4 protein-coding genes are annotated in these 5,064 nt (G+C 55.8%); 3 read left to right on the top strand and 1 reads right to left on the bottom strand.

Annotated features, from left to right (window positions below; all coding sequences use genetic code 11):
* Positions 1 to 205: 205 nt before the first annotated feature.
* The gene (locus AC221Y_RS20190) at positions 206 to 1,207 is read right to left on the bottom strand and encodes a P1 family peptidase (RefSeq protein ID WP_486708188.1); all 1,002 of its coding nucleotides are present in this window, start codon (positions 1,205 to 1,207) and stop codon (positions 206 to 208) included.
* Between the two features lie 706 nt (positions 1,208 to 1,913).
* Here AC221Y_RS20190 and AC221Y_RS20195 point away from each other — a divergent pair.
* From AC221Y_RS20195 to AC221Y_RS20205, 3 genes are read left to right on the top strand one after another with little or no spacing between them, the layout of a single operon-like run.
* Entirely contained in the window at positions 1,914 to 2,156 is a 243-nt protein-coding gene (locus AC221Y_RS20195) for a hypothetical protein (RefSeq protein WP_486708189.1), read from the top strand.
* A complete protein-coding gene (locus AC221Y_RS20200; RefSeq protein ID WP_486708190.1) occupies positions 2,153 to 3,556 on the top strand; it encodes a hypothetical protein in 1,404 nt (467 codons plus the stop codon). Before AC221Y_RS20195 ends, AC221Y_RS20200 begins: the two co-directional genes overlap by 4 nt.
* A 3-nt stretch (positions 3,557 to 3,559) precedes the next feature.
* Positions 3,560 to 5,035, top strand: coding sequence for a hypothetical protein (locus AC221Y_RS20205; RefSeq protein ID WP_486708191.1), 1,476 nt, complete (start codon positions 3,560 to 3,562; stop codon positions 5,033 to 5,035).
* Positions 5,036 to 5,064 lie beyond the last annotated feature (29 nt).

Genomic DNA, 5,064 nt, shown 5'->3' on the forward strand with positions numbered 1-5,064 from the left:
AATTGGCACAGGCTCTCGCCGGTGAGCTTTCAAGTTTTTCAATTAGAACGCCTGAGCCTCAATATGTAAGATATCCGCAGCCGGGTTCCTGTGGGTTTGAGGTATAGAATTATTCGCTTCTTTTCGCCTTTCGGCAGCCCGAAAGGACATTGTTCGATTGGCCTCTTGGATTTGCGGTGGCCGATCGCGACATTTGCGCAAATATCTACGTTCCTCCCCACTTCTCGTTCCAGGTCGGCACTGTGTCACCAGAAGACGCGGACGCATTGTAAACGCCGCGCGCTATGGCGCGGGTCAAGCAGGCAGCTGCCGCATGCCCAAGTGCCATCAGGTCATCATGAGGATCGGTCAGGGGTTTCTCTCCGGTCGCAGCGGCAAAGATCAGATCGCCATCGAACAGCGTATGGGATGGAACGATTGCGCGCGCCATTCCATCATGTGCCGCAATGGCCAGTCTCGTGGCTTCGGCCTGTGTCAGCCTGGCATCCGTAGCAACGATAGCGATGGTTGTGTTTGTACCCGGAATTGCAGATCCCTTGGTAAGCTGGTCGTTCAAAGGATCAAATCTAAGTGCAGGTCCAGCGCCGCCGTACTCATCGCCGACTTCAAACGGTGCAGCCCAGAAATGCTTTTGTCCCTGATGGACCACTGAACCCGCGGCGTTTACCGCCACCAGTGCCCCGACCGTTATGCCGGTGCCGAGTACAAGTGAAGCAGAGCCAAGGCCGCCTTTCAGGTCCTTTGTCGTTGCGCCCGTGCCCGCCCCGAAACTGCCGAGTTCGAATTCGCGGGACGCGTTTTCCAATGCTGATCGCCCAAGTGAATTGTAGGGATTTACGGACCAGTCTTTTTCGCCGCCGTTCGATAGATCAAACAGGATCGCCGCCGGAACAATTGGCACAGTTGCATCGCCAACCTTGAACCCGCGCCCTGACCGGGCCAACGCGTCACACACGCCCGAGGCAGCATCAAGGCCGAATGCGGATCCGCCGGACAAAACCAGAGCATCCACTTTCTGCACCAGTTTGTCGGGAGCCAGCAAGTCGGTTTCGCGTGTGCCGGGCGCTCCACCCATTGTGTGCACCGCAGCCGTGAAGGGCCTGCTGCCCACCAGGACGGTGCAGCCGGACTTCAGTCTTGCATCTTGAGCGTTGCCGACGAGCAGGCCCTGTACATCTGTGATAAGATTACGCGGTCCAACCTTCATTCACTACGCCCATCAACAGCTTCTTTGTGAAGCCGAAACTACATCAGGTTCATCGGAATGCAAAAATTATCGGCCGGTTTCATGCCCCGGGGTTGATAATTTCTGGCTGGGTGGAATGTGGAATTGACCTAGGAGCAGCATATTGCCGGGTCGTTCTGGTCGGTAGCTATCAATTCAGGCTCGAGATACAGCATTATGCTGCTGTCCCGATCTTACCCCACTGACTTGGTCCGACCTTATTAATTTGGGAAACGGGGGGCTGTGTCGCTGGGGTCGTAGGATTCGAACCTACGGTAAGAACGCCAACGCGTAATTTGCAGGCTTTTGGCGGGTGGGGCAACGGTTGGGGCCGTCGATGATGAGGGGCAAGCAGCTGCCATGAGTGAACCGTAGCTGCCCAAGGCTGAGCTTTGTGGCAAGGGTCCGTTATGAGCCCAAAGCGGACGTTCATTTCTCGAGGAATAATGGCGAGGTCAGCGGGAAACGGACCTACAACATCACCGCGAGGCGGATGATGTGGGAACTGGTTTTGAAATATCAAAAGTGGCTTTATTTTGTCATCCGGCGACGCCAGTTGCCCGATTTGCCCCTCTCAAACAAAGATCGTCTGACGGATCCAATCGATATTTATGGTTTACTTACACTCTTATCTTGATAGATAAATGAACATACTAAATCGTATTTTAGGGCTCAAGAAAGCATTGGTATGACCGATTTGATTATTTTTTTTGTTGTAATTTGCGGTGCGGCTGTCTCTCTCACAATCGGCATGTCCAGCCCAGCATATGCCTACCTCGATCCGGGAACAGGTAGCATCATTCTCCAGTCGATTATTGGCAGCATCGCTGCCGTGCTCGCGTTCGGCACCATGTATTGGGCGCGCTTCAAGCAGTTTTTCCGGCGCATCACGGGCAAAGACGCAACCGAATCCGAAGCCGAGAATGAATGAAAAATGTGGCCCCATTACCGGGATCCTTTCGGGATCCTGCAGGACACGTTTACGATTTCGACGGAGGCATTTTTCGGAGCGTCACCCGATTTGGCATAGAGGCGTTTGAAGCGGTCCGGAAAACTGGCTTTCTGGATCGCATGGTCGCCAGCGGTGCGTTGTTGCCATTTGAAATCGTGCAGGATCCCGAGATTTCGGCGCGTTTTCCCGACGCGGTTTGTTTGCTCGAGCATCCTCGGCTCAGCTACGTGTCGTTTCCTTACGAATGGTCTTTTCCGCAGTTGAAACGTGCCGCGCTCCTGTATCTCGATATCGCGATCGAGGCGCTGGCTGCAGACGTCGCCCTGTCGGACGCGAGTGCTTACAATGTTCAGTTTATCGGTAGCCGTCCGGTCTTCATAGATCACCTGTCATTCAAGCCCTACACCGACGGAGCGTATTGGTTCGGCCACCGGCAGTTCTGTGAACAGTTCCTGAACCCTTTGCTGCTGCGCGCCAAGCTTGGTATTGCCCACAACGCTTGGTTCCGCGGCACCCAGGAAGGTGTCACAACCGAGGAGCTGGCAATGTTGTTGCGGCCCCGCCACAAGCTTTCGGTGAAAATTCTGGCGCATGTCGTCCTGCCGGCCCGCCTACAGCGCGGGGTGCAATCGCAAAGCGGCAAGACCACCAAATCCATTTCCGAACGCAAGGGGTTACCAAGGTCCGCCTATAGGGGCCTGCTGACTCAGCTTCGCGGCTGGGTCAATGCGCTGGAGCCCAAGGGCGGATCGGCCACGGTATGGGGTGCCTACGCGGAGCAGAACACCTATGAGGATATCGAGAACAGCCAGAAGGCTGCCTTCATCGACAAGTTTGTCCGCAAGGTGCAGCCGAAGCTGACCTTCGACCTGGGTTGCAACAGCGGCGCCTTTTCCGAGGTTGCCCTTAATGCCGGATCAGAGCAGGTGATCGGTTTCGATTTCGACCAGATCGCGCTGGAAAAGGCGTATCATCGCGCAGCCGGAAAATCGCTGAACCTGCTGACGCTGTTTCTGGACGCCAGCAACCCGAGCCCGTCGCAGGGTTGGCTGCAATCCGAGCGCCCTGGGTTTTTCGAACGCGCGAACGCGGACGCGGTGCTGGCGCTTGCCTTCGCCCACCATCTGGCGATCGGAAAAAACATTCCGCTGCCGCAGGTGCTCGGCTGGATAACGTCGTTGGCGCCGAACGGCATCGTCGAATTCGTCGCAAAGAGCGATCCGACGGTCAAAACCATGCTGGCGATGCGCGAGGACATCTTCCATTTCTATTCACAAGCGGCCTTCGAGGCGGCGTTGTCGCAGCATGCCACCGTGGTCGAGACCAGTGAGGTGACCAAGGACGGTCGTACGCTCTATTGGTACAAGCGAGGCACCTGACCGATGCTAAGATTTGCGCAATTCCCGTTCGGGCCGATATTTCTGGTCTTCCTTGTGCCCTACCTGCAATGGCAGAGATTCGGCGTCGATTTCTCGCTCGCCGAAGCCACCCGCCTGGCCGTGATCCTCGCCGTCGCATTCGGTGCCGCAATGGTCGTCGCTTACTGGCGGCTGCGGCGATGGGGTGGCATCTCGCTGATTTTCTCCCTAATTACCTGTTCGATGCTCGCCAGTTTCGGTGTCGTCTTCCCGATCATTATCTTCGGGCTACTGCTGATCTTCACGACAGTGACCGAGCGCCGTATCGACCATAAGAAAATGACGTTCGTCAGCAATGTACTGGGCGTGGTGGTATTCAGTATATATTTTCTATCCGGTTTGGAGGGCTTTGGCGACGGCCAAATCCGCGGGTCGGCTTACGCGGACATCGGCGAGACGGAACTGGTTGTAAAACCGTCAATCGTGCACGTAGTTCTTGACGGCTATGCCTCGTCGCAGGTGCTGGCGGATATCTACCGGCACGACAACACGGCGTTCCAGCAATCGATGGAGAAAATGGGCTTTGTCGTGATGAACTACGTCGTCACGCCCTATAATCAGACGCTGTTCGCCATGGCCTCTGTGATGTCGGGCGGTTATGTCGAGGTCCCGGAGAAGACCGAGAGCGTGCGGTATTTCCGACGTGACCTCGCCGCGACCGTGACGAACGGCAACGTCCAGAAGGCACTGCGGCGGGCCGGTTACCACTTTGCATATTCCAACAGCGGCATCGCCGGCCTGGACCTGGATGATGCCCTGCAGGTAACGCCATGGTCACCGTTTTCCCTGACCAATATGGAGATCAGTTTCGTGCCGTTCCCGAGCCTTGTGCTCAAAGTTCGCAATGACCGGCTGCGGGCGGCGTTCGATCCTGGCAACTATTCGAAATTGCAGGCACCTTTCTATTATTACCAACATGTGCTCGCACCGCATCCGCCGTTTTCGATGACACCGGATGGCGCGCCCCGGCAAGTTATTTCGCACAATATCGCCGATGGATCTCATTACGTTCGCGGGTCCGCATCGCGGCGTGCGAAATATATCGAGGGCTACCGCGACATGGCGGGCTATGCAGAGAACGCGCTGGTCCGCCAGTTGGCCGCCCTGCCACGCGACGAACCGATCGTGGTATTCGTTCACGGTGATCACGGCGCCGGCGCATACCTCGATCACGAACATGTCGAAAACAGCTGCATTGTCGAAAGGATGACGACCTTTCTTGCAGTCTATTCGAATGTCCCCGAAATTCGCGATGCATTCGAAAAATACAAGGATGAGACTTTCAATCTGGCCAATATCTACCGGGTCCTGTTTTCCGCCATTTCCAACAGTAGTTTCGCCCAATTACCCAGTAAGAGCACCTTTGTGCCCTATCTGAATCCGTCTTACTCGACGCCGCTTTCCGAGGAGCGCTTCACGCAACACTGCGCTGATGATTAAAAATTGCACAGTGACCAAAATCAATCGCT

It is taken from the genome of Boseongicola sp., assembly GCF_057460485.1.